Consider the following 18,721-nt stretch of genomic DNA (forward strand, 5'->3'; position numbering starts at 1 on the left):
ATGGTATGAGCTGATTGGCAGTCACCTAAAACGGAGGTAAACATGGTTTCTCTTAAGAGTATTCGGTTGTTTTGTATCTTTTTCAGCACGTTCATGCTTGCGGGCTGTGGGGAATTAGCCATTCACGATGTGAATAGTCTATTATTCCCCGGTTTTTATAGGTCTGAAGTCGTCGGTTTTGTGGCGGGATTAGGCACAACCTTTGCCGCCCTGCCGGATTTGATCGGGATGCTCAGGCGGAGATCAAGCAAAGGCATAAATCCGAGGATGGCTGCCATTATGGGCACTTTCCAAATCCTGTGGGTTTACTACGGATTGCTGATTCTTTCAAGGCCCGTGATTCTTTGGAATACCATCGCGGTGATAACCAATTTCTTCGTGGTGGGCGCCTATTTTTACTTTGCCCGCAGAGAAAATATGGGCCAAAGTGAATCAAGTTAACGAATAAGATTGGATTGCGCGAGCGAAGCGGCGCCACAATCTGAACCGGTTGTTGGACCAGCCCGGTTCCAAGATATCTTATTATTTGTGGGCCTGATCTATCGAATGATGACGGACGAGTAAGTCCATTCATGGAATTACAACAATCGGCATTCATCCGTGCAGGAGGCATTGGTGATATGACTCACACCTTTTTTTTGCGGACAGAGATCAGGGTAGCAGGACTTGTCCTTCTCATTCTTTTCATGACAGGGTGTGAAAGTCTCCAGCCCAGGTGGACGGTGCGCACCACGTCGACACTGTTTTCTTCCCCATCGGATCTGGCAAGCCTGGAACAGGAAGCGGTGGCACTGTTCACGCCCTTGGCACCGGCGCCCCTCCTTCGGGGGGATGAAGCAGGATTGGGTCTTTACCTTGCTGAATCCATCAAGAAAGTCGCCCCGGCTTGGAAGATTATAGACGAACAGCAAACGATCGGTCTGATCAACCGTCACGGCCTGAGAGAAGAATATACGCGCTTGCGCCAGGGTGCTGATCAGAGCCATATACTGGATCGAGAGCTGCTTCAAAAAATCGGAAAGAGTATCGGAGCACGGTACGTGCTTCAGCCCCGGGTGGCATATATTTCACAAACCATGACGAACCGTTTGGAAGCGCCGGTCGCGCCATTCCTGGTCTTGCAGACTCGTTCTGCCGTCATGAGACTTTCCCTGCAACTGTGGGACACCGTGAGCGGCGAACCCATTTGGTCCTCTGCGGCTGAATCTGCCGTGCTAAACGAAACAGCGAGTCTGGATCCCATGTTTATTAAAGATGCTGCACGAGCCGCGTTCGGTAGTATGTTAACCGACTTGCTGACCAGAAAAACATCGTCGAAGTATACTCGTCTGGATCAATTTCTTGACAATTTGGCTCACGAGAAGAACGAATGAGATATGTAGGACGGGAGTGTATGGGGATCGGCCAGCATGGGGCGCGCATTGCGTGGTTTCTGCTGACGCATAACACGACCGCCACTCGATAGATGCGGAAGTCTCAAGCAACGGTTGAGGAGACGCCATGACACACGCTGGAAAGAAAATTCTTCTTGCCATGGTCTGGGTCACGGCGCTTTCGGTCCCTTTTCATGGGAAGGCGTTCTGCGATCTTGAATCGATGACATTCCAATCGAAGGTGTTTCAGGCTGGCCCCGTGACACTTGCGCAGGGTGAGTATCGCGCGTCCGCCGCGCCAGAGTCTGCGTCCGAAGTGGTGGTGAAGCTTACCGATAAGCGAGCATTCGGAATGCTGAACGGCAGATCAGTGGGTGCGATCATGGTGGTAACGACCCTGGACGGAACGGGTACGTTCTATGAGCTGGCATTGTTAATTGAAAGCGCTCAAGGCTGGACGAATACTGACACAGTTCTTCTGGGTGACCGAGTCAAGGTGCATTCGGTGGCAATCGAACGTGACCGCGTTGCAGTTGCGATGACGACGCACGGCCCGCAAGATCCGATGTGCTGCCCGACGCTGGAGATAATAAAACACTTTGTCGTTCAGAATGACCGGCTAGTCGCACCTAGCCCGAATATTTTATAAGCCAATTTATGAAATATTCGGGCTAGACAGGGGGCAGGTTATGCAGACCTTGGTCCCATGCAGCTTTGCAAGCTTTTTAAAAAGAAACCTAAATTTACTCGTATCTAGTATAGTCTCGTAAATGCCGCTACATTAGCTCGTGCCTGCTTTTGCTATGTAGCCCGAATATTTCATAAATTGGCACGTGCCCTCACTTGCCTTTTGATTAATAAGAAAGATTTTGCTCAGTCGGGTGTATGAATTACTACACCCCTCTTTCTCAAAACTTCCCTATCAATCAAAATCCTGCGTGATCATCACGCGAATTTATGAAATATTCGGGGTAGCGTGGCGTCCTTTTATCATATATGCAATGTGGGTGCGGATTCATGTTCCGTTTGATGGAGGGAGGTATCGATTTCATTGGGTCAAGGCATTTGTGTGACGCTCCACTGGCATGATCGTATAGTGAGATCAAGATCATAGTGTGAGTGTACTTCCAATTAATTCGGATGCGCTATCTGGAGTTCAAGATATATGATTGTTCATATTTATTCGCTCTGCTGGAATGAGGAAAGAATGCTTCCTTATTACTTTCGGCACTATGACGCCATTGCCGATCGCTTTTTCATTTTTGACGACGCTTCTACGGATGCGTCCCTTGATATTTTAGGCAAGCAACCAAAGGTTGAAATCGACCGCTTTCACAAGCAATCTAATTCATTAGTGGCAAGCGCTACTGTCTTTAATGACAATATTTGGAAACGAAGCCGCAACAAAGCAGACTGGGTAATCCTTTGTAGTATGGATGAGCACCTTTATCATGCTAATTTACTCCGCTATCTCAAACAGTGCCAGGATGCTGGAATCACCGCTATTCCAGCAGAGGGTTATCAGATGGTTTCAGATTCCTTCCCGGACGCTGCTGGACGATTATGCGATCTGATTACTCGCGGCATGCGCTATAAGAAGATGGATAAACTTTGCATATTTAATCCTGATGCCATCGAGGAGACTAATTTTATTCCAGGTCGACATAGAGCCAATCCAACCGGCCGGGTGGTGCTTCCTGAAAAAAGAGATCTCAAGTTGCTCCACTACAAATATCTTGGACTTGATTATCTTGTTACACGCTATGCGGAACTTCGCACAGGACTGAGTCAGGTAGACATCGAAAAAAAGTGGGGGCATCAGTACCTTTTAGATAAGGAAAGAATTGAAAAAGAATTCCTGGCTGTTCAGGAGGCTTCTTCTGAAATACCGCTTTCAACAGTATCGTCCCAAGTAAAAGCGATGGGAAGAATTGAATTTCAACTCCGCAAATTCCTGGAAAGATATACAGAGCTTCGGCGTATTCTTAAAAAATCGAGCAAATAGAAATGAGCAAGCTTTTACTTATGTACAGTAATCTACGGCCCTCTCAGGAGCATATCGAGCGGTTAAAAGCGCTGCGCGAAGATATGGAAGTGGTTGTTGCTGATTCAGAAGAGATTGCCGTTCGCCATGCTGCCGATACTGAGATCATCCTGGGGCACCGTTATTTGCGCCAAACACTTCCACATGTGCGATGCCTGAAATGGATTCAAAGTACTGCGGCCGGACCGCATCATTTGCTATCTTCTGACTTACGCAGGGTTAATCCCATACTAACCCGTTGTACTGCTTTCTCAGATATCGTTGCATGGCACGCCTTTACACTGGCGCTAACCATGGTGCGACGTATCCCCGAGGCGATTAAGGCCCAGCAACAAGGCATATGGGCGCATTCGCCTTTCAATATGCTGCCAATTCCTCAAACCGCTATGGTTTTCGGTGTGGGTTGTATCGGAAGAGAATTGGCCAGGATTCTCCGTAGAAATGGATTAACAGTCCTTGGTGTGACGAGAAAGTATTCTCCTGAAGCAAAGGCTGTCTGCGATGAATTATTTTGCGCCAATAACAACTGGCGTGAACATTTACGTCGTGCGGATCTCTGCTTTATTACGCTGCCATTGACCAAAGATACCCACCATCTTTTTGATGAAACTATTTTGCGAGCACTTCCCCAGCATGCTGTACTTGTTAACGTTGGCCGAGGTGGAGTGGTTGATACCGATGCGCTGGTTAGCATACTGCGGGAAGGGCGTCTGGGAGGTGCTGCACTTGATGTCATTGACCCTATTCCTTCTTCTCCGGCCGACCCAATCTGGGCTACACCCCACCTGCTTATTACGCCCAAGGTGGCAGTATTTCATCCGGAATACCAAAAGAAACTGGAAGCATTTATTGAAAATCAGGTTAGAAGCTATTTGAAAGGCGAAGCACTGCTGGATATGATTACTCTGGATGATTTGGCTGGAGGGGGCTGAGGATGAGTTACGGAAATGATTTTGTATTGACACTTTTTACCAATGATAGTGAATTGGCTAGCCGCGCTGATGCGGCAGGAATCAACCGCATTGGCCTTGATCTTGAAATGCTGGGTAAAGCTGAACGGCAGCAGCATTTGAATACCTGGATTTCTGATCATAAGGAAGAGCAGCTACCCGCTTTGCGGCAGACCCTGAAGAAAGCTAAACTTTTTGTGCGAACCAATCCACCCCATCCCGGCTTGCGTGATGAAGTTGATCGTTACATTGAGGTTGGCGCAGAAGTGCTCATGCTCCCAATGTTCCGTACCGCTGAAGAAGCTGCAGATTTCATTAGCTATGTTGATGGTCGAGCAGAAGTTTCGCTACTGATCGAAACAGCCGCCGCCGCCGTGCGTATTGATGATATTGTGCGGCTTAAAGGAATTGATGAGATTCATATTGGACTGAACGATTTGCATCTTGATCTTGGTTTGAAGAGTCACTTCGAACTCCTGCGCTACCAATTTATGAATACCCTTTCAGACATCGTTCATAACGCAGGTCTTCCTTTTGGTTTTGGTGGCATTGGTCGGGTAAAAGATGATCGCCTGCCTATTCCATCTGACCTCATCTACGCCCAATATCCACGTTTGAGGGCTGACCGGGCGCTCGTATCCAGAGTTTTTACCTCTCCAGACTATACTTGTCTTGATCTAACCCGAGAAGTTGCGGCTTTCCGCAACCGTATGGATGAGTGGTATGAACGCCCGCAGCAGGACCTGATGGAAGCATGGGACAAGCTTTGGGTAGCGGCAAGTACTATTCAAACTAATAAAAAATTAGGCAAAAAATTTTAATTGAGATGTGACGTTGCTAATCGAGATGTTTCATGCAGGAAATAGCCTATACTGTGGCATTTTTCAAGCCCATAATAATCTGCGAAATTCTTCGGGAAAATGAAAAGGCTCCGGACTGATTCCGGAGTGAATTTTCTACACTTAACACAATAAAGTCTATAAAAACATCATATTATGAAAATAGGAATCGTCCTGGCTTACCACAATTTTGTGAACAAATTCATATTGCCATGTTTAAATTCTATAGTTGATCACATTAAGTGTGAAAAATTCGTCTGTGTATTCGATAACGAATCCAGCCATAAAGACAATTTTAAAGTTGCAGATTTTTGTAATGCCAGAAATGACTTTCGCTATATTCGGGTAGATGATCAAAATAAAAATGGTGGCTTGACGGGTGCCTGGAATAAAGGAGTCGATTTATGCATTCAAAACGACTGCGAAATTATTTTTATCATGAATGATGATATTTTAATTAATGAAACATGGGAGCACTTTGTTTCGTCCCTCATTGCTGATGATGTTATTTATGGACCGATCACAAATAATCCTGGTCATGCCTGGGTTAACAAGAGCAGGCGTTGGACATTCAATCATCTTTTTCATCAAAGTGAGAAAAAACAATATTCTCATAACGGCAGAAGTAGAAATGAAAATCCAATAAAAGTCGGGTTTGTTAATGGTTTTTGCTTTGGGTGTACGACAAAAACATTTATCAACAATAGATATGACGATAAACATTACTTCAATCCAGCGTTTCCTTTTGAAGGGAATGAAACCGAATTTCAAATAAGGTTATTTAACCTATAGCCAACTAACGACAATCAACAGAATAAGAGAATTTTAAATTCATTATCTGCTCATGACAGGGCAATAGTTGTCCCAAGATGTTATGTTGATCATTATAAAAATCACGCCTGGAGAACACAGGGAGGTGGCAGGTATGCCAAGGAGCAATTTACTTGATATTCAGCAGCGTGCTGTGACGCCATACCGGATTCTCAATTTTTCTGGAAATTGTATATTTTGAATTTAACCGGGATTTTCCTAATGGAAAATCCCGGTTAACGATGATGTGTTCTTGCAATAGCAATCACTTACTCGGCTATTTTGGTAAATTCACACCTTTCTTTAATAAGCGGGGATGTATTGGGATTGCCGATCCCATTGGCAATCAGTGCGATCACCCGTTCATCATTGGTATAGCCCACATGGGCTTCCAGCGGATTAGCAAGACCCTGAACATTAAACGCATTAATGATTTTGGCCACATTTATAGTGACATTGGTGATGCTGGCACATAATCTGGAATCGAGATATTTCTCACTAAAATCCCTGGATATTCCATAACTTAATAGATCATTGGGATCACTAAAGGCGATAATGGATGTTTCACTAAGCATGCGCTGACTGTAATGTGCGCCTTCAGGTTCACAATACGCCGCTTCCTGCCCAATCACCTCGGGAAGCTCTCTGCCCAATTGCAGTACGGGGAGTTGATTAGATAACATGAAAACAGGGACGTGTTTGTTTCGGAGTACTTCCATTGCTTTGGTAGAGGCTGCGGTCTTAAGTTTCTGCCGGTCTTCTGGTAGTAAACTAAAATACTTTTCCGGGTTTTCCAACATATCGGCAATACGCTGGAAACCATCAATCGTGATACGACTACCTAGGCTATGTGAGATAACAACATAATCATCATGGCTTAACTTGTCGATATGCTCATCGCCCAAGCCTTGGCACACATGTTTGCCCTCCTTAGGGAGATCTTGCCAATATTGTGTTGCCATCCAACAGAATGACTGGCCAAATGCCGCCAGGATAAGTTGCCTGCTTTTTCCTAAATAAATAATGGGATCGGGCGTGGTGTCATTGATGAATGTTTTTAGCACGCTGTTAATTCTGGCTCTCCGAAACTCGTGTTCTCCAGAGTTATCGAAAGCTAGCAATGCTTTTTCTGGTCGGGAAATTTCCGACCAGGTGAGTTCATAAAAGGTAAGTTTCTTGCTGGCATCTTCATTCAGCAGGTGCGTTATGCGCAAATTACCAAGGCTTTGGTCGGGAAACAATGGGGCGGCCAAAGCGATATTCTTGGAATCTCCCGAACGACTGTTCAAGTTTAATGCCTTGCCTAATTTTTCCAAAAATTCAGTGGAATATCCCGGAATATGATAACCTACACCATGCACCATCAGGACTTTGGTCTCTCCCTCTTTTTTGCCCAGCCTTGGTTCAATCCCTGCAAAAGGTTTACCTTGCACTTGACATATTCGGGTATCTTCACTTTCAGCTTTTTCCAGGAGAGCTTGCGTCACCCCTTTACTGATGCTGGCGCAACCTGATAAAAAAATGGCGATTGAGAGAAAGATAATTAACCCTATAATCTTTATACTTGAATGGTAAGCGTTTATCATCATGGTTTTATGAGTTAAGCGGTTATTTCTGGACTCAGTGCGTTGCTGGAGCGTCATTTCTAAACTCCTCTCGAATACGACGTGAAAAATCCGCGGTATCATCAGCTGGCTGCGCGCGGGCATTGATATGAGACTTCTGTTGTAATTCAGAAAAAGATAAATCGCCGGCATCCAAGCGACCGTATTCATATAACAGTTCCGGTACATAACCACTTGCCAGAATTTTCCAGCTGAATGGCGGATGCGTCGGATTGACGCGAGTGTTCAGCCATATGCTCGTCGTACAGTTGGTCGTCAGTGTGTTGTAAAACTCGGGTTGGGTCTTTAGTGCATTGATTTTGCGCATATACTCAAGGAACAACCGGCGACCATTCTCGATCGATCCGGAGATCCTGTAAATATAAACATCCTCCGGTGGATCATGACGATAGTTGGTGCGCAACCGTATTACGTCGCGTTCATCGGCCACTACGTAGATGAGTTCATATTGCCGGAAGAAACCCTTGATGGAGGAATAATCCTCGCCTTTCTCCTTGCGTGTTTCGATGGAAATGGCGAGATTGCCGCCACCAGTAAAGGCGAAGCTCAAGAATATATGTGCAATGGCAGGCCCCATCCAATAGGAGGCGACCATATCCACTGCCTCCAGTTCGCGCAAGTCGAAGTGTTTGTCGTAGTAGGCCGGCGTGTAATCAGTTTCACTGCGGTAATCGAAGTTGCGGATGTTGTGCACGGTAATCAAGTCACCTTCGATCGTAGCATACGGCAGCACCGCGACGTCCATTTGCCAGTCTCGCTCATTGGATGGTTCAATGCTGAGCCACCATACTAATAGCACTGTGAATAGCGCGAAGTAACCGGCAACAGCTTGCCAGCGCCAACGGCGAGAGCCCAATGCAATCAACGCTGCGAGCGATACACCCGCAAATGCTGCGGCCAGAATACTGCGCACCATATCGCTGGATGACCCTGAAAAAATGAGGGCGAGCACACCCCATCCGCCAGCCGTTATCGTCAGCAAACTGAGCAACACTAGGCCCGCAATGTGGGTAAATCGAATCCGCGGGCTCTTCATGAGGAGAAGCCTGCCGGCCTGATATTGCTTCCAAGGTCGCCGCTGCAAGCAGAATGGAAGCAACATGACAAGTTTGTTCGTCGAGTGAAGACCACGTTCATATCTGCGCCTCCCTTATTGCAACATATCGTCACCACTGGAATGATCAGGCGCCGAAAAGCGCTAGTGCTGTCGCCATAGTGTTCCCACAACGTCAGCGACTCGGCTCAGCGTGACCCGTTATTTTACCGTGTAACCCCGGCCTTCAAAGCAGGTAGCATAGGCACGTTGAAAGTGTTGTTGCTGCTGTGCTATAGCCTGCTGCTGTTGAGTTTGCTGCCTGTTCATTACTCGCTTGCTTGTGGCGTTGCCTTGCGCCGCCTAGCAGCGTTCCTCCTACTGCGCCAATCGCAGCACCTTTTCCAGCGTCACCTGCAATCGCGCCAATCGCGGCGCCGCCCAGCGCTCCGCGAGCAGCGCCGCCTACCCGTTCACCACCAACGCTTTGTTGTGCTGGCAGCGTGGCTTGCACTGGATCATAGCCCGACTGCTCCTTAGCCCAGGCATAGCACTCGGCCTCATCCTTCTGCTGTTGTTCTATTGACTGCTCCTTTGCAGGATAAACAGTCAGTTGCGCACTCGCCGGGGCGCTGACAAGGGCTGCAAACATCATGAGTGATAGGATGGATTTCGAAATCATTTTCTTTGCCTCTTGTATATATTCAAAAAATACCTGAAGCGTGGTTACTCTGAGTGTCTTACTCCACCAATGGAATCAATTCCGCAAGCTCGTACCGTACGATGGCTCGAACCTTGTTCTCGATCTGAATGTAACGCGCCACTTTTGTGCCAGGAAGAACTTTGCTGAGTTTGGGCACATATAACCGTTTTAAATTAGCTTCGGCCATTTCGATGGCAATGGCTTCATCAATCAATTGAGTCGCTGTTTCATTTAACATCGCACCTTTATTGAAGGCCGTGGCATAGTCATTAATCACCTTATTCAGGCGCTGATCAATCTGCTGGAGGTCCTTCTGGTAGGCGTCGTAGACAGGCCAGAACGCCTTTGCTTCCGCTTCGGTCAGATTCATATTGCTGGCAACCAGCAATTTTTTATCCGCGATGATCTTCTGACGTAAGATTTCCATATTGCTGGTTGCATTGCCTTCTTCTTCAGCGTAGGTGGGCAGCGTCAGCGTTGCAGCAAAAATCAATAAAGCAAGACACAGTATGTTCACCCAATATTGCCTTTTCATGTTTTTCTCCCCATCAGAAATGAAAGCCAGTGGTCCGATTGCCGAAATGTTTTCTTGATACCATGATCATTGTTTCTTATCTTCATTACCATCGCAATACGTGTAAACACCTAGCCGGGCTATTTCATCAGGCTGGTCTATAATATGATGCAAAGGCTGATATAGACTTATTTGCGGGCGAGTTTTGAGCGAAGTGGCTAACGCGGTGTGGCCAATAATGAAATTAGAAATATAAACGTACAGTTTCCAACAGACTTTCTGCGGAGCGTTATTAGCGTAATTCACGTTATTTCAACGGATTGCCAAAAATCGGCAAATATGTTCTGGTTTGGGTTCTGGGAATATAATATCGAGTTTGGATAAAGACTTGTGGGTGCCATGAAAACCTTGCTGTCTCTCTATACATTTTTCAGTAAGATGGATAAACGAGGTGCAATTCATCAAAATTGATACAATGTATAGTGATTTATAATTTGTATACTTTCAAATATCAAATTGAGAAATGTTCATAGGCATAAAAGCTTTTGATATATCAGTCAAATTCATATCCATTTTTTTATCCTCATATTTTCTAATGAAAAATCTGATTTTAATAATTCTTGGATAGACTTAGCTTTTAGCAGCATTGGGCTAAGTAGCATATTATTATCCCTGATTGCATTGATTACATTAATACAAGTCAAAATAGTTACTTTAGTTGAGAGGTCAAAAATGGAGTACTGCTCTAAGAATTCGCGCAAAAGTTCCGTCCGTGGGTTTACCCTGCTTGAGTTACTGGTGGTGATGGTCATCATAGGTTTGCTGGCTGCCTATGTTGGTCCCAAATATTTTTCGCAGGTAGGCAAGTCAGAAGTCAAAATGGCGCAGGCCCAGATTGATTCACTTGAAAAAGCCTTGCATCAATACCGTTTGGATGTAGGCAGTTATCCCACTACCGACCAAGGATTGAACGCGCTTGTGGCACGACCTGGTAGCGAGCCAAAATGGCAGGGACCTTATCTTAGTAAAACACCTCCCTCTGATCCATGGGGAAAACCCTATCAATACAAGTATCCGGGTGAGCATGCAGAGTTTGATCTATTTTCATTAGGAAAAGATGGGCAGCCAGGCGGTACGGGTGAGGCTGCCGATATCGCCAACTGGTAGAAAGGGTCAATGCGTTATACTGTAAAAGCAGTTCTTGCTAAACAAGGCACAGTATCTCTCAAACTAGATGCGGCCAGTGAGCAGGAAGTTCGGCACCAGATTGCTGCTCAGGGTGGGATGGTGCTGAGTGTGCAACGGAGCTTCGTGGATTGGCTTCCCAAACCCGGAACCAGAACGCGTTTTCCACTGACCCATTTCAGCCAGGAGCTCCTTTCTCTGTTAACGGCAGGTCTCAGTTTGGTAGAAAGCATCGAGACACTCATCGAGAAAGAAGAAGATAGTGGCATACGCAAGATTATCCAGGAAATTCTCGCGCGCTTGTATGAAGGTATGACCTTTTCGCATGCATTAGAGACTCACCCCCAGATATTTCCCGCATTGTATGTTGCAACAGTCAGGGCAAGCGAACGAACCGGTGATTTACCTGAAGCGTTGACGCGTTTTATCGCCTATCAGACGCAAATGGATTTGGCGCGTAAGAAACTGGTGGGTGCTTCAATTTATCCGGTTTTGCTCTTAGTGCTTGGACTGCTTGTGGCCGTTTTTCTGCTGCTTGTTGTAGTGCCTAAATTCAGTGCCATCTATGAAGATATCGGTGCGGATTTGCCCTGGCTATCCGTTATGTTGATTAAATGGGGGCGTTTGGTGCACGAAAGTGGCTGGATGCTAGCGGGAATCGTTACCGCCATCCTCGCTTTGACCACTTATGGTTTCACGCGGCCTGCGTTTCGAGCGCGCTTAATGCAGTTGTTATGGCGTATCCCAGCCATTGGTGAGCGTATGCGGGTTTATCAACTCGCCCGGTTTTATAAAACACTGGGAATGTTATTGCGAGGGGGTATTCCGATCACTAAAGCATTGGAAATGGTGAGCAATCTTTTGCAGCCTCATTTCCGGCCCAGGGTCATCGCGGCGGCAGCCCACATCCGTGAAGGCAAAACCATCTCCAGTGCGATGCAGATGGCAGAGTTAACGACTCCAGTAGGCAGTCGGATGTTGCGCGTAGGCGAACGGACGGGTCTCATGGGAGACATGATGGAGCGTATTGGTGGTTTTCATGATGAAGAAATCGCGCGCTGGGTCGAGTGGGCAACCAAGTTGATTGAGCCGCTGCTGATGGCGGTTATCGGCACGGTGATCGGTGGTATCATTATTTTAATGTATATGCCTATTTTTGAATTGGCAGGAAGTATCAATTGATTGAAGCAAGTTTACAGTCTCTTGCAAGACCACCTATCGATCTGCATCAGCTTGGCCAAGCGCGCCAGCAGGCTTTAGCCCAGAAAACCCCTGTCATTAAAGTACTGGAGGAAATGTGTGATTACTCATCCAGTGAACTGATGGTCGAGTTGGGCCGGCTGCTGCGGATGCCAGTGCTCAGGATGGAGGATTTGCACGAATTGCATCCCGCTTTTGAAATTTTGCCTTTTGCCGAAGCCGTCAAACAGGAATGCGTGTTATTTCATAAAGATCAAGAGTACTTGCTTGCGATAGCTGACCCATTTTTACCTAATTTGCACGCCTGGGCGGATGAATACATTGCAGTCGGTGCGGTCTGGTATTTAGTGCACCCGGCTGATCTGTCAGCCTTTTTCACCCGGCAAGAAAAGAATATGCGGGCGATGGATAACGTGCTGCCAGCGGAGCAACACGGCATGGCGCAGGCAGGAATCGAAGACCTGTCGTTAAAGACGATTCATGAAGGTACGAGCCAGGTGGTGAGATTGGTTCATTCCACTTTGTATGATGCGCATAAATCACAGGCAAGCGATATTCATCTTGAAACGACGCCGGGTGCATTGGCGATAAAATACCGGATTGACGGTGTATTGACCACGATCGGTGTGATGCAGGGCCATGATTTGGCGGAGCAGGTGATTTCGCGCATCAAAGTCATGTCTGATCTCGATATCGCAGAGCGCCGCATTCCTCAGGATGGCCGCTTCAAGGTTTCCATTCAGGGGCGGGAAATCGATTTTCGTGTATCGATCATGCCGAGTATTTTTGGTGAAGATGCAGTGTTGCGGATTCTGGACCGGCAGGCACTTACGGATCATGTCGAGGGATTGACATTGAACCAGCTGGGTTTCAATCAGGCCGCCATTACCAGTATCCGCCGGTTGAGTTCGGAACCTTACGGCATGTTGCTGGTAACCGGACCTACCGGAAGTGGCAAGACGACTTCACTTTATGCCGCAATCTCAGAAGTTAATCGTGGTGATGACAAAATTATTACAATTGAAGATCCCATCGAATATCAATTGCCTGGCGTTCTGCAAATACCTGTCAATGAAAAGAAGGGGCTTACTTTCGCGCGGGGATTACGCTCAATTTTGCGACATGATCCGGATAAAATCATGGTGGGTGAAATCCGTGATGCGGAAACAGCCCAAATTGCCATACAGGCTGCACTGACTGGTCACCTTGTTTTTACCACGGTGCATGCCAACAATGTATTCGACGTGATCGGAAGGTTTTCCCATATGGGGGTGGATCCCTATAGTTTTGTATCAGCCTTGAACGGTATTGTTGCGCAAAGATTGGTCCGTTTGTTGTGCCCTCACTGTATGGTCGAGGAGCGCCCCGAGGATCAATTGATTGCAGAATCGGGCATTCCTTCCGAACAAGTGGAGCACTATAAGTTTCGTGTCAGCAAAGGATGTGGTCAATGTCGCGGAAGTGGTTATCGGGGGCGGAGTGCGATTGCCGAGATATTGTTATTGAATGACGAGATTCGTGAGCTGATTATCGCGCAGGCTACCATTCGCCGCATCAAAGAAGCAGCCAGGCTGAATGGGACCCATTTTTTGCGGGAAGCTGCGCTTGAGATGGTCAAAACAGGACAAACCAGTTTGCAGGAGGCTAATCGTGTCACGATTGTGGCGTGATCAGATTCAGATTTTTTTTGCTCCTGGACGCGTGGATATGGTGAGGACGTTCCGTGGTATGAAAGCCAGGCAGTCGCCCAGAATCTCGAGAGTCTATGACGATCAACAAGCTGCTGCCATGTGGAAACCCTCTTTGCAGCAGCTTGAACAAATGCTTGAGGAGGAGAATGCTTCCTCAGCTCTGAAGGGCGCTGAGCTGAGGATTACGCTTTCAAATCATTTCATGCGGTATGTTGTTGTTCCGCCGCAGCAAGAAATTACCGATCCTGCTGAGTTGTTGGCTTATGCCAATTTTCGCATGCGTGAAGTTTACGGGGAGCGAGTTGATGGCTGGGTCATGAGTATCAGTGATTGGGACCCCTATCGGGGTACAGTGTGCGCCGCGATCGCGCGTGACTTATATCATGAGCTTGAAGCGCTGGCATTACGTTTTAGTATTAAGTTGAAACAGGTAGAACCCTATTTGACTGCCGCTTTTGATCAATGGTGTAACGCATTTAATGATAAGCGATTTTGGTTCGTGGTAATTGAGCCTGGGCGACTGTGTATGCTTCCATTTGCTAACGGCGAGTGGCAGGGAATTCGCAATCAGCGGATAGTGCATTCAGTTGAAACTGAGTTACTTGCCGCACTTGAACAGGAGATCATTAATTCTGGTTATCGGGAACCCATTGAGCAGGTATATCTATTTTCACCAGAACATTCAGATTTGGATTTGCCAGCCGATAAAGGGTGGCAATTTGCTTATTTACCCAATGAAAAAATACCGGCGCCAGTTTATTTTCCTTCTCCTACTATGGCTGGCAGTGAGGCGAAATCATGCGTAGTCTGAAACTGAGGTTTCCCTATGCAGGGCAGCAAGCACGTAGTATCGATTATATTTTGCTAGGAATAGGTTGTCTTGTTTTCGTTGTATGCTTTTATCAGTTGAGATTGATCATGGAAGAAATTGCGCATTGGGACGCACGTATCCATCGTCTTGAACAGCAACAGCAGCATAAAAAGACACCTAGAGCACCCATTGCACGAATTACTCAGGAAACGCAACAGGAACTTAAACAGGCAAGGGAAATCTTGCGACAGATCAATTTACCATGGGAAGCATTATTTGATTCTCTGGAGTATGCCGTCAGCAAAGAAATTGCATTATTATCCGTACAACCGAATGTAGCCAATCGAACGATACGAATCAGTGGTGAGGCAAGAAATCTGGTGGCGCTGACTGATTTTGTCGAAGCGATGGAGCGCGAAGATGTTTTTGAAAATGCCCATTTGCTCAACTATAAAGTGAAGCAAGAGAATCCCTATCGACCCATTGCTTTTTCTCTGACCACCACATGGATCGACTTACCCTAGAAAGACTGCTGATCCAAATACGCTGGCAAACAACACGACTGAGCTTAATTGGAAAAATAGGCGTGGGTTTGCTGGTACTTTCAACCGTATTTTTTTGGGCAGCCGTTTTGCCGCAAAAAGAAGAGCTGCATAAATTTAAAGAACAAGCAGCATCCCTGCAACAGCAGACGCAGATTGAATCTGTCGAACGCGCCAAGTTGGATGATAGCCAGTCGTTACAGGTTTTTTATGATTTTTTTCCAAGCATCGACTCCTCGCCTTATTGGGTCAAGGAATTGGATAGGGTTGCTAAAAAGCGTGGCATTGAACTAAGTGGCAGTGAATATCGGTTAATGCAAGAGCAGGGATCAAAATTGGCGCGCTATGAGGTGGTTTTACCTATCCGCGGCAGTTATCCGCAAGTTCGTGCGTTCATCGCCGATGCGCTGGAAACCGTTCCAGCAATAGCGTTGGTTGATGTGGTGATTAAACGTCAAGATATCAAATCGGGCAAACTGGATGTGCGCCTTAGCATGAATCTTTATCTGCATGGCTGAAATGGAAAAACAGACGTCCAATACCCGCAAGTTGATTCTAGGTGGCGCATTAGCGGCAACCCTGCTTGCAGTGGTATGGCTAGAAGAGAGTGATGTCGAGGTGGAAGAGACTGTGCAGCCGATCTTGCCAGCCAGGCCTGCGTCCAGTAGTGCACGTAGCAAGAAAAGTGATATGGGTCATCTGCCAATTGATCAATTGGGGCAACGTAAATTCAGCGCTGAAGCGGATGATATCTTTGCGTCTACGTCATGGGAACCGAAACGATCCCTTGCGGGTTCTTCCCAGTCACCATTCGGTCTCGGGCCGGATGGCAGACCTGCACTTTCCCCTCCACCCGCTCCCGTTCTTGCGCCTCCACCACCGGTAGCGCCACCTTTGCAATTTAAATATGTGGGCAGAATTACGGAAGGAAAGATAACCAGCGTATTTCTTTCCATGGCAGAGAATAACTATATTGCAAAAGTAGGGGAGCGTATCGAGGCAAAGTATCGGGTCGATCGGATTAAGGATGACGCGATCGAGTTTACTTATCTACCGTTGGGTATCAAACAAACCCTTCTTATCAATAACAATAATCCTGGAAAGTTTCAATGAAATCAGGCAGATTTGTCTTTATTGCGTTACTGCTGATGTTATTAACGAGCTGTGCGCCATTAACCACCAGAAATCGGGCATTTACAGAAGGCCAGCAATTGATTGCTCAAGGTCAATTAGATGCCGGCTTGAAGAAACTGGAGCAAGCAGCCTATGAAGAGCCTGATAACAAGGAAATTCGCGCCGTACTGTCGCGCCAGCGTGATGCGATCATTGCTCAAAGAATCAATGAAGCAGAAAATGCTCGAATGGTAGGGAATCTTGATGTTGCTGAGCAGAAGTACCGCCATGTACTGGAAATTAATGGTAATAACGAGCGTGCCAAAGCTGGATTAGAGGCGCTGAGTCTGGAGCGGCATCAAATTGCCATGATTAGGGAAGCCAGGGAACTGCTTGCCCAGAACGATGTGGAAGGTGCGGAAGCAGCCGCCCGTGCGGTGCTACAGGAAAATCCGATGCATCGAGATGGTCGTCAATTGATCAAGGAGATTAATGAGCGGATTAGCCGTACTGAAGATCCTGAGCTGAAATTAATCACTGCTTTTAACAAGCCCATTACGATGGAATTCCGTGATGCGACCTTGAAGTCCATTTTTGAGCTGATATCACGTACTGCAGGGATCAATTTCATTTTTGATAAAAATGTCCAGCAGGAATCGAAGACGTCTATTTTTGTGCGCGATAACAGAATTGAAGATGTTTTGAAATTGCTGCTGATGACCAATCAGCTTGCTTACAAGATTTTGAACGATAATTCATTGCTGATCTATCCGGATACGCCAGCTAAGCAGAAAGAATATCAGGAATTGGTCGTGCGCAGTTTCCATGTGATCAATACCGATGTCAAACAGATGGTTGCGATGATCAGGGGACTGGTCAAGGCTAAGGATATTTACGTCAATGAGAAACTCAATCTTTTTGTCATGCGCGATACCCTGGAAGCAATAAGGTTGGTAGAGCGCTTGGTTGCAGTCAATGATTTTCCTGATCCGGAAGTGATGCTTGATGTCGAGGTATTGGAAATCAACCGGAATAGCCTGACTAAACTTGGCCCTAATTTTCCAGGAAGCGTCACTTATACTCCGACACCTTCCCCATCCGGTAATCCTCTTGAAGCTGCCACCGCAACTACACTTGATCAATTTACCTTTGGTTTGCAGAATTTCGCGATCAGTAACAGAGTTGCGATAGATCTTAGAAAAGATCTGAGTTTTGGTGACTTGCTCGCTAATCCTCGTATTCGTGTGAAAAATCGCGAAAAGGCTAAAATTCTGATTGGCAGCAGGCAACCGATTATCACTTCCAATGTCACGGGTACCGCTGCTACCGTCTCTCAATCGGTTACCTTCATTGATGTGGGGCTGAAGCTGGAAGTTGAACCCGTCATTGCTCCAAATGACGAAGTGTCCATCAAAGTTGCACTCGAAGTGAGTTCTATTACGGGTTTCGAAAGAGGTACCACAGAGGGTAGTAGATTTCCAGTGGTAGGGACGCGTACCGCAGAAACTTTACTTTCCTCAAGAGATGGTGAAACCCATATACTGGCAGGCTTGATTAACGATAATGACAAGCGAGATCTCGGGGGAATACCAGGCTTGATCGATACGCCGATACTGAACCGGTTATTTGGTAATCAACTTCTGAACCGGGAAAAGACGGAAGTTGTGCTGTTAATTACACCGCGCATTGTCCGTAACGTTACGCAACCGACCAAATTGGAGAGTGAGTTTCACTCCGGTACGGCCAATGCTGCAGGAAGATTGCCTACAACTATCCGGAAAACATTGCCACGATCGCTGGCTCTAGCTCCCTCCGGTCCCGCATCCAATGTCCGTTCTGTTTTTGGTGGAGCAGCCCAGCCAACGCCTACTGCGGATGGATCTGATGCTGCTCCTAATCCTTTTGCAGCAGCGGCGGCGGCTGCGTCATCTACTCCCTCTTCCCCGACACTAACCTTACTGGCTCCAGCGACCGTAGCCATGGATCGGGAATTTACCGCTACGGTGAGACTCGTTACTCAGAATACCAACCTAGTGAGTGAGCTTAACCTGACATACGATAAGAATATGCTGGAAGTATTGGATGGCGGTGAGAAGACCGGAATGCGTACTATCAAGCTGGGTAGGGAAGAGCCAAATGGAATGACAACAGTTTTGCGTTTTAAAGCAGTGAGCACAAATCCGGGAACCACTGACATCACTATTCAGAGTTTGACCACACAAGATGAAAAGGGTAATCCGGTAGAAGTCAGCTTGCCGCCGGCGGTTAGCATCGAAATTCATTAGAGG

General features: G+C 46.8%; 19 protein-coding genes. 15 read left to right on the forward strand and 4 right to left on the reverse strand.

Going from position 1 to position 18,721, the window contains the following annotated elements; all coding sequences use genetic code 11:
- The first annotated feature begins 42 nt into the window (after nucleotides 1–42).
- The 7 genes from BLW34_RS00620 (at nucleotide 43) to BLW34_RS00650 (ending at nucleotide 5,998) form a co-directional block, all read left to right on the forward strand.
- The gene (locus BLW34_RS00620; protein ID WP_090540531.1) at nucleotides 43–441 is read left to right on the forward strand and encodes a SemiSWEET family sugar transporter; all 399 of its coding nucleotides are present in this window, start codon (nucleotides 43–45) and stop codon (nucleotides 439–441) included.
- 131 nt (nucleotides 442–572) lie between these two features.
- On the forward strand, nucleotides 573–1,373 hold the full coding sequence (locus BLW34_RS00625; RefSeq protein ID WP_090574319.1) for a hypothetical protein: 801 nt from the start codon (nucleotides 573–575) through the stop codon (nucleotides 1,371–1,373).
- A gap of 223 nt (nucleotides 1,374–1,596) precedes the next feature.
- Nucleotides 1,597–2,022, forward strand: a complete 426-nt coding sequence (locus tag BLW34_RS00630) for a hypothetical protein (protein WP_143037836.1) — start codon at nucleotides 1,597–1,599, stop codon at nucleotides 2,020–2,022.
- Nucleotides 2,023–2,538: 516 nt separating this feature from the next.
- On the forward strand, nucleotides 2,539–3,378 hold the full coding sequence (locus tag BLW34_RS00635) for a glycosyltransferase family 2 protein (RefSeq protein ID WP_090574324.1): 840 nt from the start codon (nucleotides 2,539–2,541) through the stop codon (nucleotides 3,376–3,378).
- Between the two features lie 2 nt (nucleotides 3,379–3,380).
- Nucleotides 3,381–4,349, forward strand: a complete 969-nt coding sequence (locus BLW34_RS00640) for an NAD(P)-dependent oxidoreductase (protein ID WP_090574326.1) — start codon at nucleotides 3,381–3,383, stop codon at nucleotides 4,347–4,349.
- Between the two features lie 2 nt (nucleotides 4,350–4,351).
- A complete protein-coding gene (locus BLW34_RS00645) occupies nucleotides 4,352–5,188 on the forward strand; it encodes an aldolase/citrate lyase family protein (RefSeq protein ID WP_090574328.1) in 837 nt (278 codons plus the stop codon).
- Nucleotides 5,189–5,362: 174 nt separating this feature from the next.
- Nucleotides 5,363–5,998, forward strand: coding sequence for a glycosyltransferase family 2 protein (locus tag BLW34_RS00650; protein ID WP_090574330.1), 636 nt, complete (start codon nucleotides 5,363–5,365; stop codon nucleotides 5,996–5,998).
- 287 nt (nucleotides 5,999–6,285) lie between these two features.
- On the opposite strand, the gene BLW34_RS00655 is transcribed toward BLW34_RS00650, so the two are convergent.
- From BLW34_RS00655 to BLW34_RS00670, 4 genes are all read right to left on the reverse strand, one after another.
- Nucleotides 6,286–7,659, reverse strand: coding sequence for a hypothetical protein (locus tag BLW34_RS00655; RefSeq protein WP_218138710.1), 1,374 nt, complete (start codon nucleotides 7,657–7,659; stop codon nucleotides 6,286–6,288).
- Complete coding sequence (locus BLW34_RS00660; RefSeq protein ID WP_090574332.1) at nucleotides 7,637–8,677, reverse strand: Lnb N-terminal periplasmic domain-containing protein; 1,041 nt, start codon at nucleotides 8,675–8,677, stop codon at nucleotides 7,637–7,639. Before BLW34_RS00660 ends, BLW34_RS00655 begins: the two co-directional genes overlap by 23 nt.
- A gap of 244 nt (nucleotides 8,678–8,921) precedes the next feature.
- Nucleotides 8,922–9,356, reverse strand: coding sequence for a YMGG-like glycine zipper-containing protein (locus BLW34_RS00665; protein ID WP_256203510.1), 435 nt, complete (start codon nucleotides 9,354–9,356; stop codon nucleotides 8,922–8,924).
- A 58-nt stretch (nucleotides 9,357–9,414) separates the two neighbouring features.
- Entirely contained in the window at nucleotides 9,415–9,912 is a 498-nt protein-coding gene (locus tag BLW34_RS00670) for a hypothetical protein (protein ID WP_090540547.1), read from the reverse strand.
- A gap of 711 nt (nucleotides 9,913–10,623) precedes the next feature.
- Between BLW34_RS00670 and gspG the strand changes: the two genes are divergently transcribed.
- The 8 genes from gspG to BLW34_RS00710 are packed head-to-tail and all read left to right on the forward strand — an operon-like array spanning nucleotide 10,624 to nucleotide 18,718.
- Nucleotides 10,624–11,058 carry a type II secretion system major pseudopilin GspG gene (gene gspG / locus BLW34_RS00675; RefSeq protein WP_090540549.1) on the forward strand — a complete coding sequence of 145 codons (435 nt, stop codon included), beginning with the start codon at nucleotides 10,624–10,626 and terminating at the stop codon, nucleotides 11,056–11,058.
- A 9-nt stretch (nucleotides 11,059–11,067) separates the two neighbouring features.
- Nucleotides 11,068–12,258 carry a type II secretion system F family protein gene (locus BLW34_RS00680; RefSeq protein ID WP_090574334.1) on the forward strand — a complete coding sequence of 397 codons (1,191 nt, stop codon included), beginning with the start codon at nucleotides 11,068–11,070 and terminating at the stop codon, nucleotides 12,256–12,258.
- On the forward strand, nucleotides 12,255–13,946 hold the full coding sequence (locus tag BLW34_RS00685) for a GspE/PulE family protein (RefSeq protein WP_090574337.1): 1,692 nt from the start codon (nucleotides 12,255–12,257) through the stop codon (nucleotides 13,944–13,946). The genes BLW34_RS00680 and BLW34_RS00685 overlap by 4 nt, the downstream gene beginning before the upstream one ends.
- On the forward strand, nucleotides 13,927–14,778 hold the full coding sequence (locus BLW34_RS00690) for a hypothetical protein (RefSeq protein WP_090574339.1): 852 nt from the start codon (nucleotides 13,927–13,929) through the stop codon (nucleotides 14,776–14,778). Before BLW34_RS00685 ends, BLW34_RS00690 begins: the two co-directional genes overlap by 20 nt.
- Nucleotides 14,766–15,302 (forward strand): PilN domain-containing protein, encoded by a 537-nt coding sequence (locus BLW34_RS00695; protein WP_090540625.1) that lies wholly within the window; start codon nucleotides 14,766–14,768, stop codon nucleotides 15,300–15,302. Before BLW34_RS00690 ends, BLW34_RS00695 begins: the two co-directional genes overlap by 13 nt.
- On the forward strand, nucleotides 15,284–15,838 hold the full coding sequence (locus tag BLW34_RS00700) for a hypothetical protein (protein ID WP_090574341.1): 555 nt from the start codon (nucleotides 15,284–15,286) through the stop codon (nucleotides 15,836–15,838). Before BLW34_RS00695 ends, BLW34_RS00700 begins: the two co-directional genes overlap by 19 nt.
- Nucleotide 15,839: 1 nt before the next feature.
- Nucleotides 15,840–16,433 carry a hypothetical protein gene (locus BLW34_RS00705; protein WP_090574731.1) on the forward strand — a complete coding sequence of 198 codons (594 nt, stop codon included), beginning with the start codon at nucleotides 15,840–15,842 and terminating at the stop codon, nucleotides 16,431–16,433.
- Nucleotides 16,430–18,718 carry a FecR domain-containing protein gene (locus BLW34_RS00710; RefSeq protein WP_090574343.1) on the forward strand — a complete coding sequence of 763 codons (2,289 nt, stop codon included), beginning with the start codon at nucleotides 16,430–16,432 and terminating at the stop codon, nucleotides 18,716–18,718. Before BLW34_RS00705 ends, BLW34_RS00710 begins: the two co-directional genes overlap by 4 nt.
- The last annotated feature ends 3 nt before the right edge of the window (nucleotides 18,719–18,721 follow it).

Origin of the sequence: Nitrosomonas sp. Nm58 (genome assembly GCF_900107335.1) — a bacterium.
In the GTDB taxonomy this organism is placed as follows: domain Bacteria; phylum Pseudomonadota; class Gammaproteobacteria; order Burkholderiales; family Nitrosomonadaceae; genus Nitrosomonas.

Excerpts from the sequence above, each read along its gene's own strand:
- BLW34_RS00670 (WP_090540547.1), bottom strand. The coding sequence starts at position 9,912 with ATGAAAAGGCAATATTGGGTGAACATACTGTGTCTTGCTTTATTGATT.
- BLW34_RS00630 (WP_143037836.1), top strand. The coding sequence starts at position 1,597 with ATGACATTCCAATCGAAGGTGTTTCAGGCTGGCCCCGTGACACTTGCG.
- BLW34_RS00635 (WP_090574324.1), top strand. The coding sequence starts at position 2,539 with ATGATTGTTCATATTTATTCGCTCTGCTGGAATGAGGAAAGAATGCTT.
- BLW34_RS00680 (WP_090574334.1), top strand. The coding sequence starts at position 11,068 with ATGCGTTATACTGTAAAAGCAGTTCTTGCTAAACAAGGCACAGTATCT.
- BLW34_RS00660 (WP_090574332.1), bottom strand. The coding sequence starts at position 8,677 with ATGAAGAGCCCGCGGATTCGATTTACCCACATTGCGGGCCTAGTGTTG.
- gspG (WP_090540549.1), top strand. The coding sequence starts at position 10,624 with ATGGAGTACTGCTCTAAGAATTCGCGCAAAAGTTCCGTCCGTGGGTTT.
- BLW34_RS00700 (WP_090574341.1), top strand. The coding sequence starts at position 15,284 with ATGGATCGACTTACCCTAGAAAGACTGCTGATCCAAATACGCTGGCAA.
- BLW34_RS00640 (WP_090574326.1), top strand. The coding sequence starts at position 3,381 with ATGAGCAAGCTTTTACTTATGTACAGTAATCTACGGCCCTCTCAGGAG.
- BLW34_RS00620 (WP_090540531.1), top strand. The coding sequence starts at position 43 with ATGGTTTCTCTTAAGAGTATTCGGTTGTTTTGTATCTTTTTCAGCACG.
- BLW34_RS00645 (WP_090574328.1), top strand. The coding sequence starts at position 4,352 with ATGAGTTACGGAAATGATTTTGTATTGACACTTTTTACCAATGATAGT.
- BLW34_RS00665 (WP_256203510.1), bottom strand. The coding sequence starts at position 9,356 with ATGATTTCGAAATCCATCCTATCACTCATGATGTTTGCAGCCCTTGTC.
- BLW34_RS00625 (WP_090574319.1), top strand. The coding sequence starts at position 573 with ATGGAATTACAACAATCGGCATTCATCCGTGCAGGAGGCATTGGTGAT.
- BLW34_RS00705 (WP_090574731.1), top strand. The coding sequence starts at position 15,840 with ATGGAAAAACAGACGTCCAATACCCGCAAGTTGATTCTAGGTGGCGCA.
- BLW34_RS00710 (WP_090574343.1), top strand. The coding sequence starts at position 16,430 with ATGAAATCAGGCAGATTTGTCTTTATTGCGTTACTGCTGATGTTATTA.
- BLW34_RS00650 (WP_090574330.1), top strand. The coding sequence starts at position 5,363 with ATGAAAATAGGAATCGTCCTGGCTTACCACAATTTTGTGAACAAATTC.
- BLW34_RS00655 (WP_218138710.1), bottom strand. The coding sequence starts at position 7,659 with ATGACGCTCCAGCAACGCACTGAGTCCAGAAATAACCGCTTAACTCAT.
- BLW34_RS00695 (WP_090540625.1), top strand. The coding sequence starts at position 14,766 with ATGCGTAGTCTGAAACTGAGGTTTCCCTATGCAGGGCAGCAAGCACGT.